The sequence below is a fragment of the Acidovorax sp. genome (assembly GCF_046294525.1).
Lineage (GTDB): Bacteria > Pseudomonadota > Gammaproteobacteria > Burkholderiales > Burkholderiaceae_C > Acidovorax.
Genome location: NZ_JBKBKQ010000008.1, coordinates 132,206 through 149,813, shown reverse-complemented (window position 1 = coordinate 149,813; position 17,608 = coordinate 132,206). Strand labels below are relative to the sequence as shown.

Below are 17,608 nucleotides of genomic sequence, written 5' to 3'. Positions count from 1 at the left end.
TTGTGCTTGCCCGCAAGCTCTTGCGTGTGGCTTTCTCACTGTTCAAACAGCACGTCCTGTTCGATCCTGCGTTGGTCGCTGTCAGAACTTGACGAAAGCCATAGAACCTCAGCCCGAACGGATGAGGTGCGCGGGACGAACCTCTTGGCATGAACCCGCCCCTAAACCGTTCACCCTGAGCCTGTCGAAGGGCTGCGCAGCCGTTGTGCCCCGGCTTCGACAGGCTCAGCCCGAACGGTAGGGAGCGTGCAGGCTCAGCCCGAACGGTTGGTAGGTGACGACATGAACCAGCGCGCCCCAGCCGGTTCAGTCTGAGCTTGTCGAAGCGCCGCACAAGCGCCACCACACACCCCAAGACCACACAACATTTTTTTCGGAGACAACCACCATGACCCTTCACAACAAAACCATCGTCGTCACCGGCTGCTGCTCCGGCATTGGCGCAGACTTCGCCAAGCTAGCCCGCCTGCAAGGCGCCCGCGTGATCGGGGTGGACCGCAACGCGCCCACGCTCACGCTCGACGGCTTCGTGCAGGTGGACCTGGGCGACCCCGCCGCCATCAACGACGCCGTGGCCCAGCTGCCCGCCCAGGTCGATGCGCTGGCCAACATCGCGGGCGTGCCGGGCACCGCGCCGGCGGAGCTGGTGGGCCGCGTCAACTACCTGGGTCTGCGCCACTTCACCCACCGCGTGCTTGACCGCATGGGCGAGGGCGGCGCCATCGTCAATATCTCCTCCATCCTGGGTGCCGAATGGCCGCAGCGCCTGGAGCAGCACCGCGCCCTGGGCGCCACCGCAAGCTTTGAAGAAGGCGCGAAGTGGCTGGCCGCGCACCCCGTGCCGCAAGACACCTGCTACCAGTACTTCAAAGAGGCGCTGATCATCTGGACCTACACGCAATCGCAAAAGATCTTCATGGAGCGCGGCGTGCGCATGAACTGCGTGGCCCCCGGCCCGGTGTTCACGCCCATCCTGGGCGACTTTGTACAGATGCTGGGGCAAGAGCGGGTAGAGAAAGACGCCCACCGCATGAAGCGCCCCGCCTTCAGCGACGAGGTGGCGCCGGTGATTGCCTTCCTGTGCAGCGATGCATCGCGCTGGGTCAGCGGCATCAACCTGCCGGTGGATGGCGGGCTGGCTTCCACCTACCTCTGAGCGAACGGGCCGCACATGTCCGCTCCACAGCTTGAGGCCATCTTGCAGATGGCCGCGCAAAATCCGCCACCCGCGCAAGCCACCCCCACGCAGCTGCGCGCGTGGTTTGACGCCAGCCACTCGCACATGCCCCTGGCCCAGGGGCTGCCCATCCAGACGCTGCGCATCCCCAACGGCGCGGGCGGCACCATGGCCGCCGAGTTGCTCAGCACCCCGCAGGCCGACCCGCGCAAGCTGGTCATCTACTACCACGCGGGCGGCTTTGTGTTTGGCTCGCTCGCGTCGCACCGGTCGCTGTGCTCGTACCTGGCGCAGTTCTGCGGCGCGCGCGTGCTCAACGTGGACTACCGCCTGGCGCCCGAGCACCCGGCCCCCGCCGCGCACGAGGACGCGCTGGCCGCTTACCAGTGGGCGCTGGCCCAGGGCTACGACGCATCCGCCATCGCGCTGATGGGCGACTCCGCCGGCGGCAACCTGGCGCTGTGTACCGCATTGCGCGCGCGGGACCAGGGCCTGCCGCTTCCCGCCGCCATCGTGGCCTTGTCCCCCGCGCTGGATCTGGCGCGCGAAGGCGAATCGCACCGCGCGGTGGCGGACGACCCGTTCATCACGCCCGAGCTGATGGGCTTCTTCAACGCCATGTATGTGCAGGGTGGTGACCTGCGCTCGCCCGCCATCACGCCGTTCTACCGCGCCGACCTGCACGGCCTGCCGCCCGTGCGCCTGCAGGTGGGCAGCCGCGAGCTGCTGCGCGACGACGCACGCACCTTCGCCGCGCGCCTGAAGGCAGCCGGCGTGGATGCGGAATGCACTGTGTGGGAGGGCATGGTGCATTGCTGGCAGCTTTTTGCCCCGGCGCTGGACGAGGCGCTGGTGTCGCTGGAACTGGCGGGACGCTTTATCGCCCAGCACCAGCGCAGCCTGCCGCACAGCGCCACCGCCTAGCAGGCCACCGCCCGGGTGGCGACCCGGCAACTGCCTGCCGGGTCAGCCTGCGGCGGCAACTGAAGCCCTCGTTAGAGAAGCGAAGAAGCGGGATGGACTATAAAAATAATAGCTGCCAGCGCTTGCTGGATAAGCGCTACAGCCCGTTTTGACCCAAAAACTTCCCGTGGCCTGTCGGTGAACCTGTGCTGGGCGGTGGCCCGCCTACTTCAGCAGCTCCAGCGTGCGATCGTCCTTCTGCCCGCCAAAGTACTTCTGCAGCACCGCATGAAACACGCTGCCCGGCGCAGGTGACGCCTCGCCAAACAGCGTCATGCAAGAGCGCAGCTTCAGGTCGTCCGGCGTGCCAAACACCTCCAGCGCAGAAGAAGGCGCCTCCAGCTCCATCAGGATCTGGCAACACTCGCGCAGCCGCCCCGCCAGCACCGGGTGCGCCAGGTAAGCCCGCGCCTCGGCCAGCGACTGGATTGCATAGCGCTGCGCCATGTCGCTGCGCCCCAGCCCCTTAATCTGCGGGAACACAAACCACATCCAGTGCGTACGCTTGCGGCCCGCGCGCAGCTCGGCCACCACGCGGGGCCACACAGACTCTTGGGCTTGCAGAAAACGGTCGAGTGTGGGGGGCAGGGGCATAGGCTGGATCAATGACTTGCTGATGGCTGATGGCTGATTGCTGATTGCTGGAGTGGCGGATTGCAGGGCAGCGCGCCGCAAACTTCAAGCACCCGTTCGGGCTGAGCTTGTCGAAGCCTCGCGCAGCGCCTGGTCCCGCATAAACGAACTCCCGTGGGGCCGATGCCCGCTCGCCCGCAGTGGCTGCGCCGCATGCTTGCCGCACATGTTGACCGCGAATTTCACCACCGGCAAGTGCTGATTCCAAACGGCCAGCCCGCGCGCTGCCTACGGGGCAACCGCAATGTGCTCATCACAACCCCCATGCCAAAATGAAACGATGAGCACTACCACCACCTCCTCCTTCCAGTCCGCCGCAGACGGCACCCGCATCACCACCTACACCTGGGCCGAAACCCCGGGCAAGCCCGTGGGCGTCGTGCAAATCTCCCACGGCTTGGCCGAGCATGGCGAGCGCTACGACCGCTTTGCGCGCGCCCTGAACGCCGCGGGCTTCATCGTCCACGCCGTGGACCACCGCGGCCACGGCCGCACGGCGGGCGACAAGCTGGGCGACTTTGGCCGCGCAGGTTTTGACGGTCTCATTGCCGACGTCGCGCAGTTTGGCGAACTGCTGCGCACACAGCACGCGCCGCAACAGTTGCCCGTGTTCCTGTTCGGCCACTCCATGGGCTCCTTCGCCGCACAGGCCGCCATCCTGGACCACTCGTCCACCTGGTCCGGCGTCATCCTGTCAGGCTCCACCGCCCTCGATTTGTTCGCTGCCGGCATGGCCAACGCCCCCGCCGACGCACCCGCCGGGCTCGCGGCCTTCAACGCGGGCTTTGAGCACCGCACCGGCTACGAATGGCTGTCGCGCGACGCCGCAGAGGTGGACGCCTACGTGGCCGACCCGTGGTGCGGCTGGGACGTGCCGGAGGATGTGATTCCTTCGCTTTTCGCACCTGCGCCCCGGCTGGCCGACCCCGCGCTACTCGCGCGCATCCGCAGCGACCTGCCCATCCTCATCGCTTCCGGCGACGCAGACCCGCTGGCTGCAGGCGGGGCTTTGCTTCAGCAACTGGGGCAGCGGTATCGGGATGCCGGTGTGGCCGATGTGACGGTCAAGCTGTACCCGGCGGCGCGGCATGAGATCTTGAATGAGACCAATCGGGATGAGGTGACGGGGGATATGGTGGGGTGGCTGCGGGTGCGCGTGGAGGTGGCGTAGTCGATGCCCGATGCCCGATGCCTGTAATGGGTTGGAGGCGGAAATTCAAGCTTGGTGATCCAGCGCCGCCTGCAGCCTTAAGCAGTCAAACGGCGGTGGGGTATACCGATGACCGCTGTACCCCCATGACTGGTTACTTTCCTGCAGCCCGAGTCCCCGCGATGGTCGAGCGGCCGCCGCTGCATTGCGCGAAAGTCAGAGGCCGTCGTTTGGAATTGCAGAGCAATTGATTCTGGCCACTGGTTCCACCACCCAATATAGTTACAAGATGGATGGTTGAGGACCCAAGGTCGCAGAAGCTCGCGCTCTGTGATGCTTGAACGCATAACGCAAACGATAGGGAGAGGCGAAGTGGCGAATGACAGAAGAGCCTACAGTGAAGCTGAGACCGTCGCCTTACTGTCGCAGGTGAGTAACCGATGTCCGCTATGTGATGGCGGTCTCTTTTACAGGAAGAGGCAGCGACATTACAAGTCGTACGAACTGGCGCATGTCTATCCTCTAAACCCGCGCCCAGAGGAAGTCATCGAACTGGCGAACTCGCCGCGGCTGTCCGCCGACGTAAACGACCCGGACAACATCATTCCGCTTTGCCTCAATTGTCATGGGCAGTTCGACAAGCCTCGAACTGCAGAGGAGTACCACCGCCTGTATCAAATCAAGCTGGATGCTCTGCAAGATGAGCGGCAGCGCGCGCTGGCGTCGCAGTATCCACTTGAGGAGCAGATTTCTGCCGTTGTTGCCCACCTGCACAGCGCCGCGGTAGAGCAAGACACTGGCGTCGAGCTCGCGCTCACGCCGAAGGCCGCTGATGACAAGTTGGATACGACTATGCCCCCGCCAACTAAGCGGAAGGTTCGCAATGCAGTCGAGGACTACTTCCGCCATATCCAGACCGCCTTCTTGGAACTTGAGCGCAGCGACCCAGGGTGCTCCGAACAAATTTTCACTCAGGTCAAGTCGTTCTACGTGATGCAGAAACGTCAGGGCCTGACACAAGCACAGGTGTTTGCCAACGTGGTTGCTTGGATTCGTATTCGCGCTGAGGCCCAGTCCCTTGAGTCCGCTGAAGCCGTAGCTTCGTTCTTCATTCAGAACTGCGAGATCTTCGAATGATTACGCCAAACAAGGTCGTTCCACTCAGCGCCTCTGTGTTGGGGCAGCTTGTTCAAGTGCTGAAGGCGGGGCCCGATTCGATCAGCGTGCAAGACCTTTTCCAACAGGTGGGCGACAAGTTCGAAAGCATCGACCAGTTCCTTTTGGCGCTCGACGTCCTGTACATCCTTGATCGCGTCACTGTCGATTTCAAAACTCTGAGGGTTGTCTATGCTGCGTGAGATTCGCTGCGAGAAATTTCGAACCGGCATTGTCCGGTTTCACCCCGGACTCAACGTCGTCTTAGGGGATGACAATGCCACCAACTCGATTGGAAAGTCCACTCTGTTGATGCTGGTGGACTTCGTATTTGGTGGCTCGACGCTGCTGGAATGGAACAAGGACATCGTTGACGAGCTTGGCCATCATCACTATGACTTCGCGTTCGAGTTCGATGGCGAGTTGCACCGATTCCGGCGCGAGACGATCGCGCCAGACAGCGTGTACACCTGCAATGAAGCCTACGAGGTGCATTCGACATGGTCGCTGGAGGAGTTCAACGCGTTCCTCAAGCAGGCGTACGGTCTTGAATCGCCGGGACAGACATTTCGCGCCGCCGTGGGTCTTCATCTACGCGTTTGGCGCAAGGAGAACTTAATCCCAGATGAGCCGTTGCATGCATCCCCGAAGCAAAAGTCCAAGGATTGCATCGACAACCTCATCAAAACGTACGGCAAGTTCGAAGCGATTCGTGAGCTTGATGAAGCAGCTCGCGCGGCGGAAGCTGATCTGAAACTCGTGCGGGCTGCAGCCAACAGCGAACTGATTCCCAAGGTGACCAAGACGGGGTATGCGCAGGCAAAAACGCAGATCGCGAATCTCGAGCGTGACCTGGAAGAGGTACGACAAAACTTGGCTAGCTATGCGACAAGCCTGAGTGCAGTGATCAACAAGGAGGTGCTCGAGCTCAAGGTGCGTAAGGATGATTTGCTGCAACGCCGCTTGAATGTTGCGGGGCGGCTTTTGCGAGTTGATCGCAACCTCGGTGGCCGACGTTCTTTGCATAGCGGCAATTTCAAGGACCTCCAAAGGTATTTCCCAGAGATCAATACCGCCCGCTTGTCCGAGGTTGAGGCCTTTCACGATGGTGTTGCCCAAATCCTGAGGGAGCAGCTAAAAGAGTCCAGAAAGCAATTGGCTGAGGAGTTGAATCTGATTGACATCAGCGTCGCCGGCATTGACGCGGAGATGGCGGCTGCGCTGGGCTCGATCGACCAACCTGAGTCGCTTGTCGACCACGTTTACAAGGTTGCACTGTCGCTGCAGAGCGCTCGGGCGAGCAAGGATGGGTACGAGCGCGAGCAGGATCAGGTCGAGCGTCTGCGCAAAGCTAAGGAGGCCCTTGCGGAAGAGAAACAGCGCATACTGATCGAAGTTGAGACCAGCGTGAACACCGGTATGAGGGAGATAGTCAGCGAAGCCATCGGGGAGCATCGCAAGAGTCCGCGGCTGTCGCTTGGTGACACCAGCTACAAATTCGAGGTTTTCGAAGACACCGGTACCGGCACGGCGTTCTTCGGTCTGGTGCTCTTTGACATGGCTGTATTCAGGGCGACCAGCCTGCCCACCATTGCTCACGATTCTGTGCTCTTTAAGAACATTTCGAACGACTCGGTTGCCCGCCTTGTCGCGCTCTACGCGAACAACCCGAAGCAGTCCTTCATTGCACTTGACGAGATCCATAAGTACGGATTTGCGACCGCCTTAATGCTGCAAAAGCACAGCGTCATTGAGCTCAGCGACCAAGCTGTGCTGTATGTCAAGGATTGGCGTCCAAACCGTCCATCAGCGCCGCTCGTTGAAACAGATTGATTGGCCATCGTCAGTTTCAACGCTCGAGTGATACAGCTACCGAATCGGCATGCCAGACATCGCCCCATCGAAACCGATTGGACTTCGGCTTCGGGTCGCAAGGACGATTTGTGACGGAGAAATGTGATGTGGAGGCGCATTCTGACCGTCATGATCGGGTCAAGGACCGCTCCACATCGCCTGTATACACCGTGATGTGACGCGTAGTGGTGCTGGCTAGCGGCACGTTTTCAGCAATCCGCAGGAGTTCAGTTCTGATCTGCGTCTGACAGCAACCTCTGCAGAGCAGCCTGCTCCCAGCGCATTCAATATTGAGCGCCACTGAGCCAACTACCGCCCCCGAACCCCTCGCCCCCTGCGCGCACCCCCCGCCACCTGACAAGCCCTCCGATACGCCCGCAGCGTCACCTCCGCTCGCTGCATCACCGTGTCCTCCACCGTTGTCGCGCCCCCAGCCATCTCATCCGCCTGCGCCTGCACCAGCTCCGCCGGGCTCATGCCCGATGCCTCGCCCGTCAGCAGCGCAATCCCTTCGCTCACATGCCCCATGGTGTAAACGTGAAACAGCCCGCGCTCCACGGCGTCCTGCACGCTGCGGTCCAGCATCAGGTGGCGCTGGTTGCGGGCGGGGATCAGCACGCCTTGCGTGCCGTCCAGGCCCGCGGCCTGGCAGGCCTGGAACCAGCCTTCGATCTTTTCGTTGATGCCGCCCACGGGCAGCACTTCGCCGTGTTGGTTGAGGGCACCCGTCACGGCGATGCCCTGGCGCAGGGGCAGGCCTGACAGGCTGGAGAGCAGCGCATACAGCTCGGCGCACGAGGCGGAGTCGCCTTCCACGCCGCTGTATTCCTGCTCGAAAACGATGGACGCATTCAGTGCCAGCGGCGCCACGTGGCTGAACAGGGCGGTGAGGTAGCTGTGCAGGATGAGCACGCCCTTGTCGTGGATGGGGCCGGACATATCGACTTCGCGCTCGATGTTGAGCAGGCCTTCTTGCCCGGCAAAGGTGCGCGCGGTGATGCGCACGGGGAAGCCGAAGCGGTAGTCGCCCAGGTCGATCTGCGTCATGGCGTTGATCTGGCCGGCCACGCTGCCGGTCAGGGTGATCAGGCGCTCGCCTTCGGTGATGGATTCGTGCAGTTGTTCTTCGGGGTAGTTGTGGCGTAGGCGGCGGGCGCGCAGGGCGGCGTGCACGTCGGCGGCGTCCACCAGGGTGCCGCCGCGTTGCTGGCACTGGGCGGCGCTTTCGATGAGCAGGGCTTCGGTGTGGGCGAAGAGGGCGCTTTGGCGGCCCTGGTCGTCGGCCTCGCGGTGCGATTGCTCCAGCAGCAGGGCCACGGCGGCGGGGTTGAAGTGGGGCAGGCCGCGCTTGTGGCAGGTCTGCGCGACGAAGATGGCGGTGGCCTGGCGGGTGGCGGGGGTGGCGGCAAAGCGCTCCACAAAGTCCACCTTGGCCCGAAAGCGGCGGGCGGCGTCGGGGTCGGCCTCTTGCAGGGCGTAGTACTCCTCCACCGATCCGATCAGCACGATCTTGACTTCCACGTCCACGGGCTCGGGCAGCAGCGCGGCGGGCGCGCCGGGGCCGTGGGCGGCGGGGCCGCCACCGCCTGCGCCTTCTTCAATCTGCAGGCGGCCGCAGCGCAGAAAGCGGCGCAGGCGCGGCCACAGGCCTTCTTCGGCCGCCACGTCTTGCAGGTGCAGCAGGATGAAGCCGCCGTGCGCCTTGAGCAGGCTGCCAGCCAGGATACTGGTGTGGTCGGCCTGCGGGGCGTCGGCTTCCAGGCCGTGTTCGATGCTGCCGAACAGGGTGCGGGCGGTGGGGTGGTCTTCCACCACCACGGGCGCGGCGGTGCGGCCGCTGTTGTCCACCACCAGATTCACTTGGCAGCGGGCCAGCAGGTCGTCCAGCGCGTCCTTGCGGTCGGCCTCGGCGTCGCTGTCGGGCTCGTCGTGCAGGGGCTCGAACAGGTCGATGTGCTCCAGCAGCGCGCGCTCCACGCGGTCCAGCCATTGCGATAGTTTTGCGCCGTCCTTGATCTGCTTGCGCAGGCCCTGGCGCACCTCGTGCAGGCTTTGCTCCACCAGGGGCTTGATGGCGCGGCGGCGCAGGGCGGCCACGGCCTCGTCGCGGGCGCGCTCCAGCGGGCGCATGGTGTCCAGAAAGCGGCCGATCTCGGCGCGCAGGGCTTGCTCGGCCACATCGATCTCGGCGCGGCGTTCGGGCGGCAGGGCGCGGGCCTCGGCCTCGGTCAGCGGCTGGCCGCGCGCGCCGATGAGGGTGAAGACCATCTGCCCGCCCTCGCGCGAGAGATTGAACTGCCGCGCCTGCGCAAACTGGTCCAGCTGCGCAAAGGCGGCCGATTCCTGCGCTTGCCACTGCTGCTGGATGCGCTCGGCCTCGGCCTTGAAGTCGGGGCTGGCCAGGCGCTTGGGGATGTCGGCCTGCAGATTGCGCGCCACGTCGATCATGCTTTGCCGTAGCTCCCGGCCCTGGCCTGCGGGCAGGCGCAGGGCGCGGGGGCGCTCGGGGTGGTCAAAGTTGTGCAGGTAGCACAGGTCGGGCGGCACGGGGCGGCGGGCGGCGGCCTCGTGCATGGCCTGGCGCAACAGCGATGCGCGGCCGCTGCCCACTTCGCCCAGCACAAACAGGTGGTAGTCGGGCTGCTGCATGTTCAGGCCGAACTGCGCGGCGGCCTGGGCGCGCTCCTGGCCGATCCAGGGCAGGGGCTGGCCTTGCAGCTCGGCGGTGGTGGCAAAGCCCAGGCTGTCGGGGACGATGGTCAGGCGCAGTTGGTGGGGGGCGAGGGCTTGGGCGGGCATGGTGGGTTGTTGAATCTCTTATTTTTTGCGCTGTTTTTTTGCAAACAGCGCCGTTGGCCTGGCTTCAATGGCCTGCGTGCGCCGGGTGTTTTGAGGCAGCGGCGGGTGCATCGCGCCCTGGCTTCGACAGGCTCAGCCCGGACGGCGGGGGTGGGCGGCTTGGCAGCATGGGGCGGGCGGTGGTTTGATGTCAAATTGGCGGCTGGGTCTTGGTGGATAAGCGCTAGCAGCTATCAAATGAAGAGTGATTGCGGCGGTCTCAACGCGACGCAGGGCAGGCACCTTGTGGCGCCCCGCCCGCCAGTGCGCGGCTGCGTGCATCGGCCAGGGCCACGGCTTCGGGCGCTTCGGTGGGCCAGCCCGCCAGATGCTGCTGGGCCACGCGGCTGAGAGCCGTGATCCAGTGGTTGTTGTCATTCAGGCAGGGGATGTAGTGAAACTCCTGCCCGCCCGCGTGCAAGAAGGCTTCGCGCACTTCCATGTTGATTTCTTCCAGCGTCTCCAGGCAGTCGCTGGTGAAGCCGGGGCACACCACGTCCACGCGCCGCGTGCCGGCCTTGCCCAGCGCCTCGATGGTGGGCTGGGTGTAGGGCTCCAGCCACTTGGCCTTGCCAAAGCGCGACTGGAAGGTGATGCGAAAGCGGTCCTCGCGCAGGCCCAGGCGTTCGGCGAGCAGGCGGCCGGTCTTGCGGGCCTCGCAGTGGTAGGGGTCGCCCAGGTGCAGGGTGCGCTCGGGCACGCCATGAAAGCTCATCACCAGCTGGTCAGGCTGGCCGTGGTGCTTCCAGTGAGATTCGATGGTGCGGGCCAGCGCGTCGATGTAGCCCGGGGCATCGTGGTAGCGGTTCACAAAACGCAGCTCGGGCACGTTGCGCGTGCGCGCGGCCCAGGCGTACACGGCGTCGAATACGCTGGCGGTGGTGGTGCCCGAGTACTGCGGGTACAGCGGCAGGATCAGGATGCGCGTGGCGCCTTCGGCCTTGAGGGCATCGAGCTGGCTGGCGATGGACGGGTTGCCGTAGCGCATGGCGTGGCGCACCAGAACCGCGTGCCCCGCCTCGCCCAGCCAGCCGCGCAGCAGCGTGGCCTGCTTGGCCGTCCAGTGCGCCAGCGGCGAGCCCTCGGGCGTCCAGATGCTGGCGTATTTGGCTGCCGACTTGGCCGGCCGGGTGCGCAGGATGATGCCGTGCAGGATGGGCAGCCACGCCAGCTTGGGGATCTCCACCACGCGGTGGTCCCCCAAAAACTGCGCCAAGTAGCGGCGCACGGCGGGGGCGGTGGGCTCGTCGGGCGTGCCCAGGTTGCACAGCAGCACGGCGGTGCGTTCGGGCTGGCCGTGGGTGTAGGGGGGTTCGGGGGCAAAGGTGGACGGCATGGGGCGATTGTGGCAAATGGGCGGCGCGGCGCCACCTGCCGGGCATTGCGCGCCAAGTGCCCGGCAACGCTGCCGGGCCTGGGGTATTCTCGCCGCACCATGCCCGACCCCACGCACCCCCAAGCCGCCGTGGCTGCGGCCACCGCAGACGGTTGCGCCACCGCTGCCGCACCTGCACCCAGCCCTGCCAGCTCGCCCGCATCACAACTCGACATCTCCCGCATCCGCGCCATCTCCATCGACCTGGACGACACGCTGTGGCCCATCTGGCCCACCATCACGCGGGCCGAGGCGGTGTTGCTGGACTGGCTGACGCACCACGCGCCCGCCACCGCGGCGCTGTTTGCCAGCACCGAGTCGCTGCGCGCCATCCGCAACCAGATGGTCAGCCTGCGGCCGGACCTGCTGCACGACCTGAGCGCGCTGCGGCGCGAGTCCATCCGGCTGGCGCTCACGCAGGCGGGCGACGAGCCCGCGCTGGCCGAGCCCGCGTTTGACTTGTTCTTTGCCGAGCGCCAGCGCGTGGAGCTGTTCGAGGACGCGCACGACACCCTGGCGTTTTTGTCGGCCCGCTACCCGGTGGTGGCCTTGTCCAACGGCAATGCCGACGTGCACCGCATTGGCATCGGGCATTACTTTCAGGCCAGCATCAGCGCCACGGTGTTTGGCGTGGCCAAGCCGGATGCACGCATCTTCCACGCCGCCGCCAGCGCCGCAGCGGTGCAGCCGCACGAGGTGCTGCACGTGGGCGACGATGCCACGCTGGACGCGCACGGCGCGCTGAATGCGGGCATGCAGGCGGTGTGGATCAACACGGCCAACAACCCCTGGCCACACGATGCGCCGCCCCACGCTACGGTGGACAGCCTCACGGCGCTGTGCCGGCTGTTGAGCTGATGCACTTCTTGCCGCAGATCAATTTCTGAATGTGCAGCGCCTTTTCCTGAACGTGCAGTGGTTGATGCCGCTGCCCAATGACGTCACACTCACCCGTCGCCGTGCGACCTTCTGCCATGCCCCGCAAGCTCCATTTTTTGCCCCCCATCCGCACCATCGGCCTCGCGCAGCCCTTGCACTGGCTGGCCCTGGGCTGGCGGGACATGGTGCGTGCGGGATGGGTGAGCATGGCCCAGGGGTTGGCGCTGGCACTGTTTGGCGCGGCCATTTTTGCGGTGGCGCACCACCGCTTCTGGCTGCTGGCGGGCGCGCTGTCGGGTTTTCTGGTGGTGGCGCCGGTGCTGGCCACCAGCCTGTATGCCTTGAGCCGCGCGCTGGAGCGCGGTGAGGCGGCAGACCTGGGCGTGGTGCTCAAGACCTGGCTCAACTGGCAAAACAGCCACGTCAACAAATGGGGCAACGACTACTGGTGCATGGTGCAGTTCGGCGCGCTGCTGGCGCTGGCCGCCACCGGGTGGGTGATGACATCGGCGGCGCTCATCACGCTGCTGGCGCCGGTGCCTGTCCTCACGCCGCTCGATTTTCTGCATCACGTGGTGCTGGCGCGCGAGGGCTGGCTGTTCGAGATCTGGCTGGGCCTGGGCAGCCTGATGGCGGCCCCCATCTTTGCATCCAGCGTGGTGGCCATGCCCCTGCTGGTGGACCGCCGCGCGACGCTGCTGCAGGCCGTGCTCACCAGCTGGAAGGCGGTGGTCGTGAACCCGCTGCCCATGGCGCTGTGGGCCGCCCTGATCCTGGGCCTGACACTGCTCGGGATGGCTTCGCTGCTGCTGGGGCTGGTGGTGGCCATGCCGGTGCTGGGCCATGCGAGCTGGCATGCCTACCGTGACCTGGTCGATGCGTCCGGCCTGCCCGTGCGCGATGCCGCCGGGCCCGCCAACGCAAGCGGGGTGGCGTCGTGATCTTTGGATTCACCGAAGCGCAGATATCGGGCTTCTTCCTCACCTACGGGGTGGGTGCGTTCATCCTGTACATGCTGTTCATCATCGGCCAACTGGCGTGGGAATCCAAAGCCGGGCGGTTTGGCACCTTTGTGCTGTTTCTCGGGTTGGGCGTGGGCTTCCTGGGCTTTCTGGCCAAGGCAGTGATCCAGTGGTGGTTGGAGCGGTAGGCACCCGCCTCATGCCTTGAGCGCCCGGGCTGAAGGGACCGCGCCCTGTGCCTGCCAGCGGCGCTGCACCCACTTTTCCAGCTCCGCCACGGCAAACACGGCCGTGCCGGCCAGCAGCACGCGGCACCACTCTGCGAATGTCAAGTCCGTGGAACCAAACACCTGCTGGAGCCAGTGGGCATGCACGAAAGCCAGCTGCATGGCGGCGCACAGCGCAATGGCTGCCGGCACCTTGAGGTTGCCCAGCAAGCCTTCGCGCGTGAGCACGCTGTGCAGGATGTGGCGGCTGTTGTACAGGTAGAACATCTCGGCCACCACCACGGTGCTCACCGCCATGGTGCGGGCCGTCGCGATGGACGCGCCTTGGTGCATCTCCCACAGGAACAGGCCCAGCGCCGCACATGCCATCAGTACCGACACCATGGCCATGCGCCACACGAACAGCCCGGTCAGCAATGATTCTCCAGGGTTGCGCGGGCTGCGGCGCATCACGTCGTCTTCGGCGGGCTCGAAGGCGAGTGCGAGGCCGAGCGTGCTGGATGTGACCAGGTTGATCCACAGCACCTGCACCGCCGTGAGCGGCAGCGCCAGGCCGAACGCAATCGCGCAGAACACCACCAGCGCCTCGCCGCCATTGGTGGGCAGCATGAACAGGATGAACTTGCGCACGTTGTCGTAGATGCCGCGCCCCTCGCGCACGGCGCGGCCCAGCGTGGCGAAGTTGTCGTCGGCCAGCACCACGGCAGCGGCGTCCTTGGCGGCCTCGGTGCCGTTGTGGCCCATGGCCACGCCCACGTCCGCACGCTTGAGGGCGGGTGCGTCGTTCACGCCGTCACCCGTCATGGCCACCACCTCGCCGCGCGCCTGCAGGGCCTGCACCAGGCGCAGCTTGTGCTCGGGGCTGGCGCGGGCAAACACGTCCACATCGCTCACCACCTGCTGCAAGGCGGTGTCGTCCAGCAGTTCGATCTCGGCGCCCGAGAGGGCCGGCTTGCCCACACCGATACCCAACTGGGCACCGATGGCGCGGGCGGTTTCGCCATGGTCGCCGGTGATCATCTTCACGCGGATGCCTGCCGCATGGCATTCGGCCACGGCGGCCATGGCCTCGGGCCGGGGCGGGTCCATGCTGCCCAGCAGGGCCAGCAGCGTGAAGCCGCCCTCGGCGTCCGAAAAATCCAGCGTCTGCTGGCTGGAGGGCACGGTCTTGGTGGCCAGGGCCAGCACCCGCAGCGCGCGGGCGGCGCAGTCGTTGGCGGCGCGGCGCCAGTGGTCATGGTCCAGGGGCTCGTCGGTGCCGTCTGCGCGGCGCTGGGCGCTGCACATGTCCAGCACGCGCTCGGGCGCACCCTTGACCAGCACCATGGCATGGCCCGCGTGGTCGTGGTGCAGCGTGGCCATGAAGCGGTGCTCGGACTCGAACGGAATCGCGTCGGTGCGCGGGTGTTCGGCGCGTTCGCTGGGGGCGTCCAGCCCGGCCTTGAGCGCCAGCGTGAGCAGTGCGCCTTCGGTGGGGTCGCCGGTCAGCGTCCAGCCGGCCTCGCCATGGGCCAGCGACGCGTCGTTGCACAGCAGTGCGGCCCGGGCAATCGGCACCAGCGCCGGGTGTTCGCCCAGGGGCGCGCTTTGCCCGGCCAGGTGGAAACCGCCCTCGGGCGCGTAGCCCGTGCCGCTCACCTCGTACACCTGGCCGGCAGTGGCCACGCGCTGCACCGTCATGGCGTTGCAGGTCAGCGTGCCGGTCTTGTCCGAGCAGATCACGGTGACGGAGCCCAGGGTTTCCACGGCGGGCAGGTGCCGGATGATGGCGTTGTGCGCGGCCATGCGCCGCACGCCCAGCGCCAGCGTGATGGTCATGATCGCGGGCAGGCCTTCGGGGATGGCCGATGCAGCCAGCGCCACCGCCATCATGAACATCTCGGCCGGCGCCTGGCCGCGCCACCACACGCCAATGGCAAACGTGAACGCCACGAACACGCCGATGACCGCTGCCAGCCAGTGGCTGAACCGGGCAATCTGGCGCAGCAGGGGCGTGGTGGCACTCTCGACCGTGGCCAGCAGGGCGCTGATGCGGCCCAGCTCGGTGCGGGCCCCCGTGGCCACTACCACGCCCACCACCGTTCCGGACGCGACCAGGGTGCCCGAATACAGCATCCCCCGCCGGTCGCCCACCGGGGCGTCGGCGGCGACCGCGTCGGGGGTTTTCTCGCTGGGCACCGACTCGCCGGTGAGCACGGCCTCGACGGCCCGCAGGTTGCGGGCACTGAGGATGCGCAGGTCGGCGGGCACCTTGTCGCCCGACGCCAGCAGCACGATGTCGCCCGGCACCAGCTGCTCGGCCGCCACCATCTGGCGCTCGCCGCCGCGCAGCACCGAGGCCTGCAGCGACAGCATCCGCCGGATGGCGTCCAGGGCCGATTCGGCCTTGCCTTCCTGCAGAAAGCCGATCAACGCATTGACCACCACGGCCCCGAGCAGGACCCCCGTGTCCAGCCAGTGCCCGAGCGCCGCCGTCACAAGGGCCGACGCGAGCATCACGTAGATGAGAACGTTGTGAAACTGGTGCAGCAGGCGCAGCCAGGCTGGCCGCCCGCGCGACTGTGGCAGCCGGTTGGGGCCGTGCCGGGCCAGCCGCTGGGCGGCTTCCTCATGGGTCAGGCCCCGGTCGGCGCTGGTGCCCAGTTGCAGCAGTGCGGTAGCGGCCTCCAGGCTGTGCCAGACAGTGGCTGCATCGGTCGGGGTGGCGGGGGAAGGCGGCAGGTTCGTCGGACTCATGGGGGGGCTGGATGTTCGGCGAGTACGGGCCCGGGCGGCAAGGCATACCAAGCCCGGGCAGGGGGGCGATTTTTCAGTCTAGGGTCGTGGGCCTGTGGGGATTTGATGTGTGTCAAGACGCAGGGCATTGGCGGGCCTCAGCGGCCAGGCATGGGTTGCGATCCAGTCCAAAGTGGTGTGGCCGCGGGGAGGGCAATGCCGAGGAGGACAGCCTGTGCATCAACCAGGCAAAAATGCTACTGATTAAATAGCTGCTGGCCCTTTACGGATAAGCGCTGGAGGCCAAAAACACCCTAATTTCAGGGTGAGGTTCCCGCGCTGCGAAGCGACGCAACCGCGTGCGCCACGGCCGTGCCGCTCAGCACCGCGCCCTCCAGCGTGGCGGGGTAGGGACCTTCGGTGTAGTCGCCGCACGCCCACAGGCCCGGCGCCACCGCCGTGGACGGGCGCTGCAGGGCCGGGGTGCATGCAAAGGTGGCGCGCTTTTCCACCACTGTCTGCAGCGCCTGTGTGCCGGCCAGGCCCAACTGCTGCGCGGCCTGGTGCAGCACGGCGGCTTCCAGCGTGGCGCGGTCGTCCTGAGCGGCGCTGACCACAAATGCCAGCAGGCCCGGCGGGCCGCCCAGCTGGCCCCGGTCAAACACGAACTGCGCGGGCTGGCCCAGGCGGGGGCGCAGGGCCAGCATAGGCTCGGGCAACGTGGTGCCGCTGGGGCTGATGTGCTGGGCGGGCACCTGTGCATACACGGTGCCGATGGCCGTAAAGCGCAGCGCCTCGGCCGTGGTGGCCCACGCGGCGGTGGCGCGGGCCTCGGGCGCGGGCAGAGTGGCCTGGGCCGCCCGCGCCAGCCGGGCGGCTTCGGTGCTGGGCGTGGCCAGCACCACGGCGTCAAACAGCGCGCCGTCCACCCGCCAGCCCTGGGGCGTGCGGGCCAGAGCCTGCACGCGCTGCCCGGTGTGCACCACCGCCCCGCGCGGCTGCAGCCAGCGCGCGGCGGTCTCGGGGAACAGCGTGCCCAAGTCGGTGCGCGGCAGCAGCAGGTTGGACCCACCCCGGCCGCTGAACAAACTGTCGCGCAGCACGCGCAAGAACACCTGGCCGCAGGCCTCGGCCGCGGGTGTGTTCAGCGCCGACACGCACAGCGGGTCGATGAACTCGTCCATCAGTGTGCGCGGCAGGCGCGTGCACAGCTGCTGCACCGTGGTGCCCGGCGCGCAGCGAAAGCCGCGCAGCCGCCACAGTGCGGCGGTCCGCAGCAGCGCCAGCTTGTCACCGGCCTGCCAGCCGCGTGCGCGGGCTATGCCCAGTAGTGCGTCCCACGGCGGGGCGGTGTCGGGCAGGCGCAGGCCAGTGCCGTCGGCAAACGGCAAAGCCAGCGGCGTGCGCAGCAGGGCACGGTCCACGTCCACACCCACCAGGCGCATCAGGCGCAGGCTTTCGGCATAGGCGCCGATGAGGATGTGCTGCCCGTTGTCCAGCACCAGCGGCTGGCCGCCCGCACCCTGGCCCGCCACAAACGCGCGCGCCCGGCCGCCGGTGGCGCGCGCGGTCTCGAACACGGTGGGCGCCAGCCCCGCCTGCGACAGGCCCACGGCCGCCGCCATGCCGGCCCAGCCGGCGCCGATGACGGCGACCTTCATGGCCTGTGCCCCGTCGCCA

Annotated in this window: 14 protein-coding genes; 9 read left to right on the top strand and 5 right to left on the bottom strand. The window is 66.5% G+C overall.

Annotated elements, in window-relative coordinates:
• Positions 1–388: 388 nt before the first annotated feature.
• Positions 389–1,156 (top strand): coniferyl-alcohol dehydrogenase, encoded by a 768-nt coding sequence (locus tag ACK4HJ_RS10475; protein ID WP_409830846.1) that lies wholly within the window; start codon positions 389–391, stop codon positions 1,154–1,156.
• Between the two features lie 15 nt (positions 1,157–1,171).
• Entirely contained in the window at positions 1,172–2,101 is a 930-nt protein-coding gene (locus ACK4HJ_RS10470) for an alpha/beta hydrolase (protein WP_409830843.1), read from the top strand.
• Between the two features lie 204 nt (positions 2,102–2,305).
• Here ACK4HJ_RS10470 and ACK4HJ_RS10465 read toward each other — a convergent pair whose 3' ends face one another.
• On the bottom strand, positions 2,306–2,734 hold the full coding sequence (locus ACK4HJ_RS10465; RefSeq protein WP_409830840.1) for a DUF1810 domain-containing protein: 429 nt from the start codon (positions 2,732–2,734) through the stop codon (positions 2,306–2,308).
• Positions 2,735–3,053: 319 nt separating this feature from the next.
• On the opposite strand from ACK4HJ_RS10465, the gene ACK4HJ_RS10460 reads away from it, so the two are divergent.
• The 4 genes from ACK4HJ_RS10460 (at position 3,054) to ACK4HJ_RS10445 (ending at position 6,911) form a co-directional block, all read left to right on the top strand.
• Positions 3,054–3,944 carry an alpha/beta fold hydrolase gene (locus ACK4HJ_RS10460; protein ID WP_409830837.1) on the top strand — a complete coding sequence of 297 codons (891 nt, stop codon included), beginning with the start codon at positions 3,054–3,056 and terminating at the stop codon, positions 3,942–3,944.
• A gap of 312 nt (positions 3,945–4,256) precedes the next feature.
• The gene (locus ACK4HJ_RS10455) at positions 4,257–5,060 is read left to right on the top strand and encodes an ABC-three component system protein (protein ID WP_409830835.1); all 804 of its coding nucleotides are present in this window, start codon (positions 4,257–4,259) and stop codon (positions 5,058–5,060) included.
• Complete coding sequence (locus ACK4HJ_RS10450; RefSeq protein WP_409830832.1) at positions 5,057–5,281, top strand: ABC-three component system middle component 7; 225 nt, start codon at positions 5,057–5,059, stop codon at positions 5,279–5,281. The genes ACK4HJ_RS10455 and ACK4HJ_RS10450 overlap by 4 nt, the downstream gene beginning before the upstream one ends.
• Positions 5,271–6,911 carry a DUF2326 domain-containing protein gene (locus ACK4HJ_RS10445; RefSeq protein ID WP_409830829.1) on the top strand — a complete coding sequence of 547 codons (1,641 nt, stop codon included), beginning with the start codon at positions 5,271–5,273 and terminating at the stop codon, positions 6,909–6,911. The genes ACK4HJ_RS10450 and ACK4HJ_RS10445 overlap by 11 nt, the downstream gene beginning before the upstream one ends.
• Positions 6,912–7,241: 330 nt before the next feature.
• On the opposite strand, the gene ACK4HJ_RS10440 is transcribed toward ACK4HJ_RS10445, so the two are convergent.
• Both ACK4HJ_RS10440 and hemH read right to left on the bottom strand, forming a co-directional pair.
• A complete protein-coding gene (locus ACK4HJ_RS10440; RefSeq protein ID WP_409830827.1) occupies positions 7,242–9,731 on the bottom strand; it encodes a Lon protease family protein in 2,490 nt (829 codons plus the stop codon).
• Between the two features lie 259 nt (positions 9,732–9,990).
• Positions 9,991–11,106, bottom strand: a complete 1,116-nt coding sequence (gene hemH / locus ACK4HJ_RS10435; RefSeq protein WP_409830825.1) for a ferrochelatase — start codon at positions 11,104–11,106, stop codon at positions 9,991–9,993.
• A 99-nt stretch (positions 11,107–11,205) separates the two neighbouring features.
• Between hemH and ACK4HJ_RS10430 the strand changes: the two genes are divergently transcribed.
• From ACK4HJ_RS10430 to ACK4HJ_RS10420, 3 genes are all read left to right on the top strand, one after another.
• Entirely contained in the window at positions 11,206–12,003 is a 798-nt protein-coding gene (locus tag ACK4HJ_RS10430) for an HAD-IA family hydrolase (RefSeq protein ID WP_409830823.1), read from the top strand.
• A 116-nt stretch (positions 12,004–12,119) separates the two neighbouring features.
• Positions 12,120–12,965, top strand: a complete 846-nt coding sequence (locus ACK4HJ_RS10425; protein WP_409830821.1) for a DUF2189 domain-containing protein — start codon at positions 12,120–12,122, stop codon at positions 12,963–12,965.
• Positions 12,962–13,174, top strand: coding sequence for a DUF2788 domain-containing protein (locus tag ACK4HJ_RS10420; protein ID WP_409830818.1), 213 nt, complete (start codon positions 12,962–12,964; stop codon positions 13,172–13,174). The genes ACK4HJ_RS10425 and ACK4HJ_RS10420 overlap by 4 nt, the downstream gene beginning before the upstream one ends.
• Positions 13,175–13,183: 9 nt before the next feature.
• Here the strand turns inward: ACK4HJ_RS10420 and ACK4HJ_RS10415 are convergent, their stop codons facing one another.
• A complete protein-coding gene (locus tag ACK4HJ_RS10415) occupies positions 13,184–15,949 on the bottom strand; it encodes a cation-transporting P-type ATPase (protein ID WP_409830816.1) in 2,766 nt (921 codons plus the stop codon).
• 299 nt (positions 15,950–16,248) lie between these two features.
• Positions 16,249–17,589, bottom strand: a complete 1,341-nt coding sequence (gene hpnE, locus ACK4HJ_RS10410; RefSeq protein ID WP_409830813.1) for a hydroxysqualene dehydroxylase HpnE — start codon at positions 17,587–17,589, stop codon at positions 16,249–16,251.
• Positions 17,590–17,608 lie beyond the last annotated feature (19 nt).

What these genes read in the sequence shown, in the direction of transcription:
- ACK4HJ_RS10475 (WP_409830846.1), top strand. Translation starts at nt 389, where the DNA reads ATGACCCTTCACAACAAAACCATCGTCGTCACCGGCTGCTGCTCCGGC.
- ACK4HJ_RS10470 (WP_409830843.1), top strand. Translation starts at nt 1,172, where the DNA reads ATGTCCGCTCCACAGCTTGAGGCCATCTTGCAGATGGCCGCGCAAAAT.
- ACK4HJ_RS10465 (WP_409830840.1), bottom strand. Translation starts at nt 2,734, where the DNA reads ATGCCCCTGCCCCCCACACTCGACCGTTTTCTGCAAGCCCAAGAGTCT.
- ACK4HJ_RS10460 (WP_409830837.1), top strand. Translation starts at nt 3,054, where the DNA reads ATGAGCACTACCACCACCTCCTCCTTCCAGTCCGCCGCAGACGGCACC.
- ACK4HJ_RS10455 (WP_409830835.1), top strand. Translation starts at nt 4,257, where the DNA reads ATGCTTGAACGCATAACGCAAACGATAGGGAGAGGCGAAGTGGCGAAT.
- ACK4HJ_RS10450 (WP_409830832.1), top strand. Translation starts at nt 5,057, where the DNA reads ATGATTACGCCAAACAAGGTCGTTCCACTCAGCGCCTCTGTGTTGGGG.
- ACK4HJ_RS10445 (WP_409830829.1), top strand. Translation starts at nt 5,271, where the DNA reads ATGCTGCGTGAGATTCGCTGCGAGAAATTTCGAACCGGCATTGTCCGG.
- ACK4HJ_RS10440 (WP_409830827.1), bottom strand. Translation starts at nt 9,731, where the DNA reads ATGCCCGCCCAAGCCCTCGCCCCCCACCAACTGCGCCTGACCATCGTC.
- hemH (WP_409830825.1), bottom strand. Translation starts at nt 11,106, where the DNA reads ATGCCGTCCACCTTTGCCCCCGAACCCCCCTACACCCACGGCCAGCCC.
- ACK4HJ_RS10430 (WP_409830823.1), top strand. Translation starts at nt 11,206, where the DNA reads ATGCCCGACCCCACGCACCCCCAAGCCGCCGTGGCTGCGGCCACCGCA.
- ACK4HJ_RS10425 (WP_409830821.1), top strand. Translation starts at nt 12,120, where the DNA reads ATGCCCCGCAAGCTCCATTTTTTGCCCCCCATCCGCACCATCGGCCTC.
- ACK4HJ_RS10415 (WP_409830816.1), bottom strand. Translation starts at nt 15,949, where the DNA reads ATGAGTCCGACGAACCTGCCGCCTTCCCCCGCCACCCCGACCGATGCA.
- hpnE (WP_409830813.1), bottom strand. Translation starts at nt 17,589, where the DNA reads ATGAAGGTCGCCGTCATCGGCGCCGGCTGGGCCGGCATGGCGGCGGCC.